At 40.6% G+C, this 13252-nt stretch carries 11 protein-coding genes, 8 tRNA genes and 2 riboswitches; of the genes, 2 read left to right on the forward strand and 17 right to left on the reverse strand.

What is annotated here, in order from left to right; genetic code table 11:
- Positions 1-121: 121 nt before the first annotated feature.
- From LQZ76_RS09290 to LQZ76_RS09360, 15 genes are all read right to left on the reverse strand, one after another.
- Positions 122-195, reverse strand: a tRNA-Arg gene (locus LQZ76_RS09290).
- Between the two features lie 15 nt (positions 196-210).
- Positions 211-282: transfer RNA gene (locus tag LQZ76_RS09295), tRNA-Gly, on the reverse strand.
- A 5-nt stretch (positions 283-287) separates the two neighbouring features.
- Positions 288-360: transfer RNA gene (locus tag LQZ76_RS09300), tRNA-Thr, on the reverse strand.
- A gap of 61 nt (positions 361-421) precedes the next feature.
- Positions 422-495 (reverse strand) — tRNA-Pro (locus LQZ76_RS09305).
- Between the two features lie 44 nt (positions 496-539).
- A tRNA-Arg gene (locus LQZ76_RS09310) sits at positions 540-613 on the reverse strand.
- A 15-nt stretch (positions 614-628) separates the two neighbouring features.
- A tRNA-Gly gene (locus LQZ76_RS09315) sits at positions 629-700 on the reverse strand.
- A 5-nt stretch (positions 701-705) separates the two neighbouring features.
- Positions 706-778, reverse strand: a tRNA-Thr gene (locus LQZ76_RS09320).
- An 18-nt stretch (positions 779-796) separates the two neighbouring features.
- Positions 797-878: transfer RNA gene (locus tag LQZ76_RS09325), tRNA-Leu, on the reverse strand.
- A 203-nt stretch (positions 879-1081) separates the two neighbouring features.
- On the reverse strand, positions 1082-2365 hold the full coding sequence (gene serS / locus LQZ76_RS09330; RefSeq protein ID WP_230099444.1) for a serine--tRNA ligase: 1284 nt from the start codon (positions 2363-2365) through the stop codon (positions 1082-1084).
- 12 nt (positions 2366-2377) lie between these two features.
- Positions 2378-3016 carry a deoxynucleoside kinase gene (locus tag LQZ76_RS09335; protein ID WP_230099445.1) on the reverse strand — a complete coding sequence of 213 codons (639 nt, stop codon included), beginning with the start codon at positions 3014-3016 and terminating at the stop codon, positions 2378-2380.
- A gap of 123 nt (positions 3017-3139) precedes the next feature.
- Positions 3140-4612, reverse strand: a complete 1473-nt coding sequence (locus tag LQZ76_RS09340; protein ID WP_230099446.1) for an amino acid permease — start codon at positions 4610-4612, stop codon at positions 3140-3142.
- A gap of 104 nt (positions 4613-4716) precedes the next feature.
- Positions 4717-4900, reverse strand: a riboswitch (Lysine riboswitch).
- Between the two features lie 101 nt (positions 4901-5001).
- Entirely contained in the window at positions 5002-6477 is a 1476-nt protein-coding gene (locus tag LQZ76_RS09345) for an amino acid permease (RefSeq protein WP_230099447.1), read from the reverse strand.
- A 111-nt stretch (positions 6478-6588) separates the two neighbouring features.
- A riboswitch (Lysine riboswitch) is annotated at positions 6589-6769 on the reverse strand.
- A gap of 65 nt (positions 6770-6834) precedes the next feature.
- On the reverse strand, positions 6835-7293 hold the full coding sequence (locus LQZ76_RS09350; RefSeq protein WP_230099448.1) for a GNAT family N-acetyltransferase: 459 nt from the start codon (positions 7291-7293) through the stop codon (positions 6835-6837).
- A gap of 2 nt (positions 7294-7295) precedes the next feature.
- Entirely contained in the window at positions 7296-8219 is a 924-nt protein-coding gene (rihC, locus tag LQZ76_RS09355) for a ribonucleoside hydrolase RihC (RefSeq protein WP_230099449.1), read from the reverse strand.
- A gap of 97 nt (positions 8220-8316) precedes the next feature.
- Positions 8317-9615 carry a NupC/NupG family nucleoside CNT transporter gene (locus tag LQZ76_RS09360; protein WP_230099450.1) on the reverse strand — a complete coding sequence of 433 codons (1299 nt, stop codon included), beginning with the start codon at positions 9613-9615 and terminating at the stop codon, positions 8317-8319.
- A gap of 384 nt (positions 9616-9999) precedes the next feature.
- On the opposite strand from LQZ76_RS09360, the gene msrA reads away from it, so the two are divergent.
- A complete protein-coding gene (msrA, locus tag LQZ76_RS09365) occupies positions 10000-10527 on the forward strand; it encodes a peptide-methionine (S)-S-oxide reductase MsrA (RefSeq protein ID WP_230099451.1) in 528 nt (175 codons plus the stop codon).
- Positions 10528-10564: 37 nt separating this feature from the next.
- Here msrA and LQZ76_RS09370 read toward each other — a convergent pair whose 3' ends face one another.
- The gene (locus tag LQZ76_RS09370) at positions 10565-11092 is read right to left on the reverse strand and encodes a DUF1836 domain-containing protein (protein ID WP_230099452.1); all 528 of its coding nucleotides are present in this window, start codon (positions 11090-11092) and stop codon (positions 10565-10567) included.
- Positions 11093-11168: 76 nt separating this feature from the next.
- Positions 11169-12545 carry a UDP-N-acetylmuramoyl-tripeptide--D-alanyl-D-alanine ligase gene (locus LQZ76_RS09375; protein ID WP_230099453.1) on the reverse strand — a complete coding sequence of 459 codons (1377 nt, stop codon included), beginning with the start codon at positions 12543-12545 and terminating at the stop codon, positions 11169-11171.
- Positions 12546-12654: 109 nt separating this feature from the next.
- Here LQZ76_RS09375 and LQZ76_RS09380 point away from each other — a divergent pair, with 109 nt between their 5' ends.
- Positions 12655-13128 (forward strand): low molecular weight protein-tyrosine-phosphatase, encoded by a 474-nt coding sequence (locus LQZ76_RS09380; protein ID WP_230099454.1) that lies wholly within the window; start codon positions 12655-12657, stop codon positions 13126-13128.
- The last annotated feature ends 124 nt before the right edge of the window (positions 13129-13252 follow it).

The following is a 13252-nucleotide window of genomic DNA, read 5'->3' on the forward strand; positions in this document are numbered from 1 at the left end:
TTAGCCAATTTTTTTAATCGTATTCGATTAGAATTGGCATAAAAAAAGACCCTAAATCTTTTACGATTTAGAGTCTAAAAACTCAATATCAACATCATTTGACAAAGAGCCTTTATCACGATGCACCTAGCAGGAGTCGAACCTGCAACCTTCTGATTCGTAGTCAGACACTCTATCCAATTGCGCTATAGGTGCAAAATATTAAATTTAAGCGAAAGACGGGATTCGAACCCGCGACCCCCACCATGGCAAGGTGATGTTCTACCACTGAACTACTTTCGCATTAATGCCGACTAAAGGATTCGAACCTTCGACCCCATCATTACTAGTGATGTGCTCTGCCAACTGAGCTAAGTCGGCGTCTCAAAAAATTGAGCCCAAGATCAAACAACGGTGACAAGCACAGCGTCATTAAATCTTATCGGGAAGACAGGATTCGAACCTGCGACCCCCTGGTCCCAAACCAGGTGCTCTACCAAGCTGAGCTACTTCCCGAGACTAACTAAAATATTAAATTTAAATCAAATCTAAATTTAATATGCACCTAGCAGGAGTCGAACCTGCAACCTTCTGATTCGTAGTCAGACACTCTATCCAATTGCGCTATAGGTGCAAAATATTAAATTTAAGCGAAAGACGGGATTCGAACCCGCGACCCCCACCATGGCAAGGTGATGTTCTACCACTGAACTACTTTCGCATTAATGCCGACTAAAGGATTCGAACCTTCGACCCCATCATTACTAGTGATGTGCTCTGCCAACTGAGCTAAGTCGGCGTTTCTCAAAAGAAGAAATGCGGATGAAGGGATTCGAACCCCCACGCCATAAGACACTGGAACCTAAATCCAGCGCGTCTGCCAGTTCCGCCACATCCGCTTCATTTCGTATTTATCGAAACAACTATTTTATAATACCGCGTAGAAAGCAAAAGGTCAACAACTTTTTTAAACTTTTTTGTGAAAACTACAAAAAAAGTTTGCTAACCCTTAACCTTGAGTTAATCCACGTTAAATTCAACTCCCCGTCCAATCTATTGTAAAGAAAAAACTCACCAGCAACTAGTGAGTTTTTCTTAACGCTTATAATTCGTCTTCTTTAACAATCTTATCCGCACCAAAGTATGGGCGAAGTGCTTCAGGGATTGTTACCGTACCATCTTCATTTTGGCAGTTTTCCAAAATTGCGGCAACGGTCCGACCAACCGCAAGACCTGATCCATTCAATGTGTGAACAAATTGTAATTTGCCATCAGCATCACGGTATTGAATGTGGGCCCGACGTGCTTGGAAGGCTTCCGTGTTGGAACATGATGAAATTTCACGGTACATGTTTTGCGCAGGCATCCAAACTTCCAAGTCATAAGTCTTAGCAGCTGAGAAGCCCATGTCACCAGTTGACAAGTTGATTACGTGGTATGGCAAGCCTAAACGTTGCAAGATGTTTTCAGCATTTGTAACCATCTTTTCAAGTTCGTTGTATGAATCTTCTGGCTTAGCAAATTTAACCATTTCAACTTTGTTAAATTGGTGTAAACGAATCAAACCACGGGTATCGCGACCAGCTGAACCAGCTTCTTGACGGAATGATGGTGAAACAGCTGTAAAGTATACTGGTAACTTTTCGGCTGGAATTACTTCATCCCGGTAGTAGTTCGTCAATGGTACTTCGGCTGTAGGAATTAACGTCATATCGTTTTCAACTCCAACACGGTAAGCATCTTCTTCAAACTTAGGATATTGTCCCGTACCAAACATTGAGTCGTAGTTAACCATGTATGGTGTCAACATTTCTTTGTAGCCTTCTTTACGGTGTTCATCCAACATGAAGTTGTAAATTGCTCGTTCCAAACGTGCCCCTTGGCCAACGTAGTATAAGAAACGCGCTCCCGCCACTTTGGCCCCACGTTCAAAATCAAGAATTCCTAAATCTTCACCAATTTCCCAGTGGTTTTTAGGTTCAAAATCAAATTCACGAATTTGACCATCCGTGCGAATTTCGACATTCGCTTCTTCATCGGGACCAACTGGAATACTTTCGTGCGGCATGTTAGGTAAGTGTGAAGCAATCTTAAAAATGGCGGCTTCAACTGTTTCTAATTCGGCATCAATTTCTTTAATCTTGGCACCAACTGCTTGCATTTCAGCAATTACGGCACTAGCGTCTTGCTTGTTCCGCTTAGCAACGGCAATTTCTTCAGAAACAACATTCCGCTTAGCTTTCAATTGTTCAGTTTCTTGAATCAAGTCGCGGCGTTTGGCATCCAAAGCAACCAATTCATCAATCACTTCACTGGCCACTCCACGTGTGGCTAAGCGTTCCTTGGCGTACTCGGGTTCAGTACGAAATAACTTCATATCTAACATTCTAAAACTCTCCTATCTTAATCCTAATTGGGTTAATTTATTATCAATTGCCGCGAGCACTTCAGTCCGTGCCAATTCTTCGGTAACAAAATCTAAGCGATCACCATCAATAACCATCTTTGGTGAACGATTGTAGGACTCAAACCATGCATCATAGCGACTCGTTAAAGTTTGGTAGTATTCATACAAACTTGGATCTTGTGCTACTTGCTCAAAATCACGGCCGCGTAATTCAATTCGTTTCAACATTGTTTCGAATGACACACGAATATAAATTAACAAGTCCGGATCCTTTGAGGCTACACCTGGTAAGTTTTCCATCATGTTTTCAAGTAAAGCTTGGTGGATTTCAACTTCAGTATCCGTTGCCCGACCAAGATCAGCGTTAAGCTTAAATAATAGTGCATCCTCAAAAATTGAACGATCCAAAATATCTAACGCATTAGTTTGCGCTTGTTGAATATATCCTAACCGCTTATTCATAAAATAAACTTGTAAAAGGAACCCATATTTTTGTGGGTCAGCATAAAACATCTTCAAAATCGCGTTGTCATCGACTGTTTCATAAAATGCCTGCGTGCCTAAATGGTCCGCCAACATTTTCGTCAACGTCGACTTACCAGCCCCAATCGTTCCAGATAAAACTATCATTCCATACTCCTCTACATCATCAAACTTATCCTTATTACTATATCAAAAATTCGTGTATTTTGGTAAATAATCATTCAATAAAAAATAAAAAAGGTTTTGCATAATCACAAAACCTTTTCCAAATTAATTATTCAATGTTTTCTCAACGTCATCTCGACTTAAATCAACATCTTTAAGCGGAATAAGTTTTGTTTTGTAATAGAATTTGTAACCTAAGTACAATACGATAATCAATGGAATATCAATATACGTAATCAATACTTCTTGCAAATTAAAGTGAATAAATGATTGTGGATTTTGTCCAATAATAACCAAAATACAAATCACGAGTGCAAATAACGGTCCAAATGGGAACCATTTAGCGCGATATTTTAAAATTCCTAAATCAACGCCTTGTGCAACCATCGCCCGCCGGAAGCGGTAGTGTGAAATAGCAATCCCAACCCACACAATAAAACCAGTTAAACCAGAAGCCGCTAATAAGTAATTATAAGCATTTGGCCCAACAACACTCGTCAAGAAGGTCAATAAACTAACAACGGTTGTTCCAATTAAAGCAGCCACTGGAATTCCCCGGCGGCTAACTTTTTGGAACATCTTAGGTGCATAACCATCTTCAGCCATTGTGTACAACATCCGCGTTGAAGCGTACATCCCTGAGTTAGCTGATGACAACACCGAAGTCAAAATCACAGCGTTCATCACTGATGCGGCCGCCGCAAAACCTGCTTGACGAAAGACTAACGCAAATGGTGAAATCGCCACGTGAGCGGTATCTGAACGTAGCAAGTTAGGGTTTTGGTAGTTAATCAAAGCAGCAATCACAAAGATTGATAAAATGTAGAATAACAAAATTCGCCAGAACACTTGATTAATCGCCTTGGGTACAGATTCTTCAGGAGTCGCTGATTCACCAGCTGTGACCCCAACTAATTCCGTTCCTTGGAATGAATAACCAGCCACCACAAAGACGGCTAAAAGAGCCGGAATACCACCAACAAAACCTCCGTGGTGATTAGCAGTTAAGTTATTGATGACATCGATATGATTACCCATAATCCCAAAAATTGTTAGTAACCCAATAATCAAAAAGGCGACAACTGTAATAACTTTAATAATTGAAATCCAAAATTCAGTTTCACCAAATGATTTAACTGACAAGAAATTAATTACAAAAATAATTGTCAACGCCATTGCTGACCAAATCCATTGTGGAGCATTAGCAAACCAGTAATGCATGACCACCCCAACAGTAGCAGCATCAACGGCCACGGTAATCGCCCAGTTAAACCAATAGTTCCAGCCCATCGCAAAACCAAAGGCGGGATCAACGAATTTCTTAGCATACGTTGAAAATGATCCAGTTACTGGCATGTAAGTCGCCATTTCACCTAATGACGTCATTAAAAAGTACACCATAATCCCAATAGCTGTATACGCCGCAATCGCGCCTAAAGGTCCGGCTTGGGAAATTGCTGACCCCGAAGCCACAAATAGCCCCGTTCCAATACATCCCCCTAAAGCAATCATTGAAATATGGCGGGTTTTTAGATCTCGTTTAATTGCTCCACCAAGGGATTCTTTTTTTGCTGACATTTTCTTCTCCTAGTCCATTTGAAGTCCAAACATCTCAGGTAACAAAAAAGACCCTTCGCCTAATAAAATACACATTAGCCAAAGGGTCCCTAAATTTAGATACCGATTGTCGACAGCGCCCCGCAGCCGACATTTTTTGCTGCGAGAGTCTAGCATCTATTAAACACTAGCCCAGTTCATCAATCACGAAAAATTAATTAACTTCGGCAATCTCCCCGTTCAGATACGCTCCGGAATTTCGTTTCCTAACTTATCTTACTATTGTCGATTGCGACCTCTTCAAATAATTCAATTGTCAATAACTAAACATTATACGTTGCGTTCCGCTTGAATTCAATCATAAATAAAAAAAGATTACTAATCACAATCTGATCGGTAATCTTTTTATGTTATCCTTTATAACTTTCACTCTTCGTTGACTTGTTTAAATCAACTTCTTGGAGTGGAATCACCTTAGTACGGTGGCGAATCTTGTAGTAAACATACAAAATAATAAACAATGGCACACTCATGTAAGTAATTAAGATTTGTTGCCAATCAAGGGCCACAAATGATTGTGGATTTTGCCCAATAATTACTAAAATACAAATTACTAATGCCATCAAGGGTCCAAATGGGAACCACTTGGCCTTATACTTCAAGGAATTCAAATCCTTACCTTGTGCTAAGAACGCCCGGCGGAAACGGTAGTGTGAAACCGCAATCCCAATCCATGCAATAAAGCCGGTCAATCCAGAAGCTGCCACTAAATAGTTATAAGCATTTGGTCCAATAATACTCGTCACAAACGTTAATAAACCAACGACCGTTGTTCCAAGTAACGCAGCGACTGGAATCCCACGACGATTAGTCTTACCAAAGGCCTTAGGGGCAAAACCTTCACGTGACATCACGTAAAGCATTCGTGTTGAAGCATACATACCCGAGTTAGCTGAAGATAGCACTGACGTCAAGATAACTGCATTCATCACTGAAGCCGCAGCCGCAAAACCTGCTTGCTTAAAGACCAGCGCAAATGGTGAAACCGCAACGTGAGCAGCATCTGAACGAAGCAAATCAGGGTTCTTGTAGTTAATTAAGGCAGCAATTACAAAAATCGAAAGAATGTAGAATAACAAAATCCGCCAGAAAACTTGCTTAATTGCCTTGGGAACTGACTCTTCAGGGGTCGCTGATTCTCCAGCTGTAATCCCAACTAATTCCGTGCCTTGGAATGAATAACCAGCGACAACGAAAACAGCTAAAATAGCTGGCAACCCACCAACAAAACCACCATGATGGTGATTAGCCGTTAAGTTATTGATGACGTCGATGTGGTTACCCATAATCCCAAAAATTGTTAATAACCCAACTGCTAAGAATACTAATACCGTAATCACTTTAATAATTGACATCCAAAATTCAGTTTCACCAAATGATTTAACCGATAAAATATTAATCACAAAAATAATTGCTAAGGCCACTGCCGACCAAATCCATTGGGGCATATTCGGTAACCAATAATTCATAACGACCCCGACCGTAGCCGCATCAACCGCTAAGGTTACCGCCCAGTTAAACCAGTAATTCCAACCCATTGCAAAACCAAAGGCTGGATCAACAAACTTATTAGCATACGTAGCAAACGAACCGGTTAACGGCATGTAAGTGGCCATTTCACCCAATGAAGTCATTAAGAAAAACACCATAATTCCAATTGCGATATACGCAACTAAAGCCCCCATTGGTCCCGCTTGGGAAATTGCGGAACCTGATGCTACAAACAACCCAGTTCCGATACAACCACCCAAAGCGATCATCGAAATGTGTCGCGTCTTAAGTTCGCGCTTGATGCCGCCACCAAACGATTCTGTATTTTCTGCCATATTCTCTTCTCCTTTTTTATTCGAAAAGCCTGCCTCACGGTAATAAAAACGGATCCTTCGCCTAATAAAACACACATTAGCCAAAGGATCCGAATATCGTTATTCTTACCGTTTGTCGATAGCGCCCCGCAGCCGACATTTTTGCTGCGACAGTCCAACACCTATTAAATGTTGGCCCAACAAGTTAATTTACGGAAATCAACCAATTTCGGCAACCGTCCCTTTCACCTAACCTCCGGAGTCCGTCTCCTAAATTAGTTTACTGATGTTGGTTGCAACCTCTTTCAAATATTTACTTTTAATATTGACTATTGTACCCAATCACTTATCAATACGCAAGCTTTTCACTTAAATAATTTATGGTTGCCAAAGATATTTCGTAGTTCCATCAGCACCTTGGTTCATTTGTTGCTGAAAACCATTTTTAATAAGGACATTCGCTGATGCTACGTTGGTGGTCGTAACTTTTGCCCACAATCCTTGACAGTGTAAGTCTGCCATCGCCAAATCAAGCCCTTGAGCTACGGCGGTGGTCATAATCCCACGATGCCAATATGCAGGTAATAATACATACCCAATCTCAAACCACAGCGGCTTGGTTGCATCAGCTTCAAAAGCAATACTGCCCACAATTTGCTGGCGATAAATTACTACGTACGTCATTTTACGTGCTAAGGCGGCCTGAAACATCATTTGGCCAGCAAAAACATCTTCCACTGCCCAAAAACCTGCTTCACGAGCTAAGTGCGGATCACTAATTAACGGCCAATAGCCTTCAAAATCCGTCGGTTGTAACGGGCGTACTTCGATTTGCATCCTTAAATTTTATCCATTCCGCTAACTTCCGTTAACATAAATTCGTTAAACGCAGCGGCATCAATACCGACCGCCACATCAACATTAGTTTTACCATCATGGTAGGCCCCCCGAATATCGGCCACTGTAGTTCCAATCGCGGGACCTTCTAGTACCACATCAATCCAATATGCGTGCGTTTCAATCGCTTCTGGATGTAACAAATAGAAGATTGTATTTACATCATGCATTGGCACCCCCTCAGCCCCACCATCGTTATAATGCGTAATTAACGCCCGAAGCATTTTCCCAGCCTCATTTAACTCTGGTAATTTAGCAATCGTATCCGGTGTTAATAAGGCCTTTAAAGTAATATCAAGACCAATCATCGTTACCGGAATCCCAGCATTGTACATAATTTCAGCTGCATGCGGGTCCGTAAAGACGTTAAATTCAGCGGTACTGGTCATGTTACCCCCACTAATTGAGCCCCCCATGGCAACAATCCGCTTAATTTTAGGGGCGACTTCTGGATGCAAGCGTAGGAGTAAAGCGATATTTGTATATGCCCCCGTTGGAATTAATGTAATTGGTTCTGCTGATGCCATTAAGACTTCATACATCGCCGTTACCGCATCTTTTGCAATTGGCGTCCCATATAATTCACCAAAATCATAACCAGGCATACCGGATTCACCATGAATGCGTGCGGCATCTTCAAACGGCTTTATTAACGGTGCTACTGCTCCAGCGGCTACCGGTACATCGGCATCAAAGAAATGGACGAGTTTGAGGGCGTTAATGGTCGTTTTATCAACCGTCACATTCCCTGCCACGGTTGTAATTAACCGCACATCAAACTTCGGATTAGTTAAGACAATCGCTAATGCTGCCGCATCATCAATACCGGGATCACAATCAATAATTACTTTAATTTGGTCTTCCATATGAAAATCCTCCAATTTACATGCAAAAACGGGACGCAGGACAAAATGCCCGCGCCCCGTTTGATAGAAACTGACTAATATATGGATATTATATATCTTACCAGCTGAAAATACCAATAAGACCTGCTGAAAGAAGTGAAACTAAGATTCCTGAAAGAAGCATTAATGGTACGCTCTTTGAAATCGCATCGTTACTTTCGCGATTAACGATTCCCTTGAAGGCCCCGATAATCATCCCAGTAGTTGAGAAGTTCGCAAATGAAGTCAAGAATACTGTAAGCACAGCCACAAAGTGACGTGTGTAAAGACCAGTACCGTGGTAGTTAGCTTTAACTGCCGCAGTTACATCTTTAGTAACTTCACCCATAACAACGAATTCGTTAGTTACTAACTTAGTACCCATGAAACGTGCCAATTTGAAGGCGTCTTCGGGGTTGAAACCAAGTAAGTAAGCAAATGGGAACATGATTACCCCTAAGATGTTTTCAAGTGACAAGTTAGGGTTGATCAAACCAAGGATTTTATCAATCAAGAACGCCAAAGCAACAAACGCAATAACGTTGGCAGCAATGATCAAGATCAAACGACCAGCTCCAAGGATTGAATCACCAAGGAATGAGAAGAATGGTTCTTTTTTACCATCTTCCATGTCTTCAGATTCAGCAGCTGATGAACCACCGATTTTAGCAATTGTGTCTTCAGATGCATCAATTTTAACTGGGTTAAGCAATGAAGTAATGATGATGGCATTTAACACGTTCAATGGCACCGCCGTGATAACGTACATTCCTGGCATCATACCAATGTAGGCACCAAGAATTGAAGCTGTCACACAGCTCATTGACATCATGGCAATTGTCACATTACGTTGGGCTTTCATTGACTTCAATTGAAGTTGAGAAACCGCAAGCGCTTCAGTGTTACCAAGGAACATCATTTCAACTGCAAAGAATGATTCGAATTTTGGTTGACCAGTAATAACTGACAAGCCTTTACCAACCCATTTGATAATGAATGGTAACACACCAATGTAAGTTAAAATATCAAACAATGGCACAATCAAAAGAATTGGAAGTAAAGCAGCTGTAACAAAGTTCATGTTGCTACCCTTAGCTAAAGATCCACCAATTTCAGTACCAAGACCAACTGAAACCCAGTTTGGTAGTGCAAAGGCAATCCCTTTGTAAGATGCATTAACTAACCATTCAAATCCGTTAGCAGCAGCTTGCACGGCATCACGACCGATTGAGAAACTACTAAAGAACCAAGCAAGGAAGATGTTAATTACTAAAACGATTGCGATTGAGCGCCAATTGATAGCTTTCTTATCTTTAGAGAACAAGAACGCTACGCCCAAAAATACAAAAACACCAATAATGTTTATTGCTAAATACATGAGTGTATCCTTTCTGAAAACACGAAAATTAACTATGAAATATATATAATTGCACACCGATTAAAATCGATAAGTTGTACAATTATCATAATACTAAAAAACGAAAGAATATGCAAGTTTTAATATAAAAATTGTAAATTATAGGCAAAAAAACGAACTATATCTGTTTTAAAATTAAAATAATCCGCCAAAACCCTTAATATTAAACTAACATTGTAATTCTAACCCTATTTAACTTATTTTTCCATTAACTAACTCCGCACCAAAAGTATTACTCAGCTATTACAAAAGTGAATATTTTACTAAATCCAAGCAAAAACATTCCGGTATTTAAAAAAATTGCTATAATTAAAGACATTCTTAAATAAATGCGAGGTTAATAACATGACAACTCCTAATACAGATACTGCTATTTTCGCTGGTGGTTGCTTCTGGTGCATGGTCCAACCATTTGACACCTTACCCGGCATCATCAGTGTGCGCTCAGGTTATACTGGGGGCCACGTTGCCAATCCAACTTACCAAGAAGTGTGCAGCCACACTACTGGTCACACCGAAGCGGTTAAAATTGAGTTTGATCCAGCTGTTATTAGCTACGAAAAACTCGTTGCTATTTACTGGCAAGTAACAGATCCAACTGATGCCGGCGGCCAATTCCAAGACCGCGGTGATAGTTACCGACCTGTCATTTTCGTCAACAGCCCTGAACAACGGGCCACTGCCGAAGCTTCAAAGGCAACTTTACAAGCATCACCAATTTTTAAGAAAAAAATTGTGACCACGATTGAAGATGCCAAACCATTCTATGAAGCTGAAGAATATCACCAAGACTTTTACAAAAAAGATCCACTCCGTTACGCAATGGAACATGGTCCCCGTGATCAATTCCTTAACGAACACTGGAAACGATAATCAAAGCAAATAAAAAAGCGTCCGCTTGGACGCTTTTTTATTTGCTTTCAACTTTTTGTGGCACCTTTTGTGCTTGTGAGTACAAAAGAATTTTTTCAGCATTTAATTTACTGATCATTGCTTCAATGGTTGTATCAATTAAGGCTAATTGCGGATTTTCGTTCAAAGCCTTAATTTGGGTTTGATTTGAATTTTGAAAGCGCAGCATTACTTGCTCAACATAGTAATCATACGCCCGCTTGGGATACATCGAAATCGTGATTTGATCCATTCCTTGCCGAATTTGATCCAATGCAAAAACTGATTTAAGCATTGTTAATAAAATAATATCGGCAATTTGGGTGTTCCCGTACTTCTTTTTAAGTGGTGGAAAAATAACCTTCTTTTTGACGTAGTTATTAATCATCGTCGCGGTCACCGGACCAATTTCCAAAGGGGCCAAAACTTCATTAACATATTCCAACAATTGATCCATGTATAATTCAAACTTTGGTAATTCATCCCACTTGGGCAACTTCAACGCCTTGTTAGCGGTTGTCCACTCAGAATATGACTGATATTTCATCTGTTGTACCCCGTTTTCTATTTATTATACTACAGATTAACTAGACTACAAAACTAGATGTTTTTAAATATCATTATTATTGCATCAATGCACTTAATACTTGTTCCAAATGAATTCCGTGACTACCTTTAAGTAACACCACATCATCGCTGGCCAAAGTGGCCTTTAAATCAGCAATTAACGGTGCCTTATCAAGGGTTGGGTAATAGTGTAATTGATCAGCCGGATATTTATCACCTAATTCAGCTACTAACGCCGCCATATCGGCACCCATTAAGAAGACTTCTTGGATTTCACTTGGATTCAATGAATCGGCTAAACTAGCGTGTAAGGCTTTTGAGTCCTCACCTAATTCCAACATATCACCTAAGACAACCGCCCGTTTTCCAGTTGTTTTAGTGTCTTTAAACGCTTTAACAACTTCTTTAACGGCTGTTGGATTTGAATTGTAGACATCACTTAAAATTCGGACATCGTTATGATTTTTCATCCATTGGGTCCGGTTGGCTGTTAAAACAACATTGCGTAACGCAATTTGCAAGTTTTCCGGTGAAATTTTAAGTTCACTTCCCACTACTAACGCGGCCAAGGCATTAGCAACATTGTATTCACCAACGACTGGAATTGTAAACGTTACATCAGGCCACTTGTTTGTTTTAAAGCTCGTCGCGTAATCACCCGCTTCAATTTCAGTTGCATAAACGTCATTATCAGCGGCTAGCCCAAAGGTTTGCTTGGCTTGGTTAACATTAAGGGCGCGTTCACGTAATAATGGTTCATCGCCATTGTAAATGAACAAACCAGCTTGGTTTAAGCCTGAAACAACTTCCATTTTGGCATCGGCGATTTTATCACGTGTCTTAAAGAATTCAATGTGGGCTTCCCCAATCATTGTAATCACGGCCATATCTGGCTTAACTAAATCACTTAAGAATTCTAATTGACCAAAGCGGTCCATCCCCATTTCAACGACTAATAATTCCGTACTCTTTTCCATCCGTAAGATGGTAATTGGTACCCCGATTTCATTATTGAAGTTTTCGGGTGTTTTAATTGTGTTGTATTGGGTACTCCCAATTGCGGCAATTAAATCTTTGGTCGTAGTCTTACCATTTGAACCGGTAATGGCCACAACTTTAGGTGACATTTTGGCGAGGTAATCCCGCGCCAATTCTTGCAACCCAACCAACGTATCTTCAACCATCACAACTGGAAAATCAGTTGGTGCAGTTGCTGCATGATCATTGGCCCATAACGTTGCTACGGCCCCATTTTGGTGAGCACTTGCTAAAAATTCATGCCCATCATTATCAGCTACTAAAGGAATAAATAACGCGCCTGGCTTCAAATCACGACTGTCAAAAGCGACTGATGTAATTTCAACGTTCGCGTATTCATTAATATCATTTACCGCATGCACTGCTGTCGCGACTTCCGCAAGTTTAATCTTCATCTAAAAGAACCATCCTCTTCATAATGTATATCGTCAATGAGTTATTTTCATTGTACTTCTAACATCAATTTGCTACTTTTAATAATATCAAAGTTTCGAGGTAAAACATATGAAAAACATACTTTTTGTTTGTCTAGGTAACATTGCTCGCTCAACGATGGCTGAAGCAATGTTTCGCCAAATGGTCGCTCAAGAACAATTAAGTGCCCAAATAAAAATTGATTCCGCCGGCACATCCGATTGGGAGGTTGGCAAACGGCCCCATCCAGGGACACAAGCCCAACTTAAGCAGCACCACATCCCCTTTGATGGCATTGTCGCCCGCCAAATTACGCCCGCTGATTTCAAGTGGGCCGACTACATTATTACGATGGATCATCAAAATGTCGCCAATTTGATGCACATGGCCCCAGATACCGCCAGCCAGCGTAAAATTCACCTAGCATATGATATCATTCCAGCTAAAGCCGGTACCGAAATTGCTGACCCATGGTACACCCAAAAATTCGATACTACCTTTGCTGAACTTAGCGAAACCTTACCCGCTTGGTTAACTAAAATTAAAGCTGAGCTTAACGCCTAATAAAAACGCCAACGTGAACTGACCCCCATAAATTGGAGTGATGTTTTAAGCGATTAATTGGATGGCATGATTCTGGAATTCAACCGGACTCATGCCATCCAATTTTTCTTTAATTCGTTTGTTA

The organism is Periweissella ghanensis (assembly GCF_918814755.1).
GTDB classification, from domain to species: domain Bacteria; phylum Bacillota; class Bacilli; order Lactobacillales; family Lactobacillaceae; genus Periweissella; species Periweissella ghanensis.

Excerpts from the sequence above, each read along its gene's own strand:
- serS (WP_230099444.1), bottom strand. The coding sequence starts at position 2,365 with ATGTTAGATATGAAGTTATTTCGTACTGAACCCGAGTACGCCAAGGAA.
- LQZ76_RS09335 (WP_230099445.1), bottom strand. The coding sequence starts at position 3,016 with ATGATAGTTTTATCTGGAACGATTGGGGCTGGTAAGTCGACGTTGACG.
- LQZ76_RS09340 (WP_230099446.1), bottom strand. The coding sequence starts at position 4,612 with ATGTCAGCAAAAAAAGAATCCCTTGGTGGAGCAATTAAACGAGATCTA.
- LQZ76_RS09345 (WP_230099447.1), bottom strand. The coding sequence starts at position 6,477 with ATGGCAGAAAATACAGAATCGTTTGGTGGCGGCATCAAGCGCGAACTT.
- LQZ76_RS09350 (WP_230099448.1), bottom strand. The coding sequence starts at position 7,293 with ATGCAAATCGAAGTACGCCCGTTACAACCGACGGATTTTGAAGGCTAT.
- rihC (WP_230099449.1), bottom strand. The coding sequence starts at position 8,219 with ATGGAAGACCAAATTAAAGTAATTATTGATTGTGATCCCGGTATTGAT.
- LQZ76_RS09360 (WP_230099450.1), bottom strand. The coding sequence starts at position 9,615 with ATGTATTTAGCAATAAACATTATTGGTGTTTTTGTATTTTTGGGCGTA.
- msrA (WP_230099451.1), top strand. The coding sequence starts at position 10,000 with ATGACAACTCCTAATACAGATACTGCTATTTTCGCTGGTGGTTGCTTC.
- LQZ76_RS09370 (WP_230099452.1), bottom strand. The coding sequence starts at position 11,092 with ATGAAATATCAGTCATATTCTGAGTGGACAACCGCTAACAAGGCGTTG.
- LQZ76_RS09375 (WP_230099453.1), bottom strand. The coding sequence starts at position 12,545 with ATGAAGATTAAACTTGCGGAAGTCGCGACAGCAGTGCATGCGGTAAAT.
- LQZ76_RS09380 (WP_230099454.1), top strand. The coding sequence starts at position 12,655 with ATGAAAAACATACTTTTTGTTTGTCTAGGTAACATTGCTCGCTCAACG.